General features: G+C 61.7%; 1 protein-coding gene. It reads right to left on the bottom strand.

What is annotated here, in order from left to right:
• Nucleotides 1-55: 55 nt before the first annotated feature.
• Complete coding sequence (locus D0T11_RS23660; protein ID WP_119657898.1) at nucleotides 56-367, bottom strand: transposase-like zinc-binding domain-containing protein; 312 nt, start codon at nucleotides 365-367, stop codon at nucleotides 56-58.
• Nucleotides 368-406 lie beyond the last annotated feature (39 nt).

The raw sequence follows: 406 nt of genomic DNA, 5'->3' as shown, positions 1-406 counted from the left end.
CACGGCCAGCCAGAGCCACACTTTATTGCCCTTGTGGCCGACAAAGGTCCACATTTCATCCAACTCCAGCTCCCGTGGCCGGCGGGGCTTGGGGCGCAACTGGGGCGTGGCCTGCGCTTTTTTTTGCCAGTTTAACAATCGTCGGCCGGGCYACCCCGGTCAGGCGCACGATGGCTCGTTGCGAGACGCGCTCGACCAGCAGCTTCTCCACCTGCGCGTACTGGGCCGCCTTGCGGGCGGCGGCCGGCTCGAATAGGGCTTGGTGGCGGCAGGCTTTGCATTGGTATTTCGGCTGCTCTTTGCGGCTTCCGTTCTTACGCAAGTCAGCACTGCTGCACTTGCCACACGTCAACGTGGTCTGAAGCATGGGAGTAAGATACTACTCACCCCGCATTATACCACCGCC

This window comes from Hymenobacter rubripertinctus, from assembly GCF_003583925.1.
Taxonomy (GTDB): domain Bacteria; phylum Bacteroidota; class Bacteroidia; order Cytophagales; family Hymenobacteraceae; genus Hymenobacter; species Hymenobacter rubripertinctus.
This window is presented reverse-complemented; position numbering and strand designations above follow the sequence as displayed.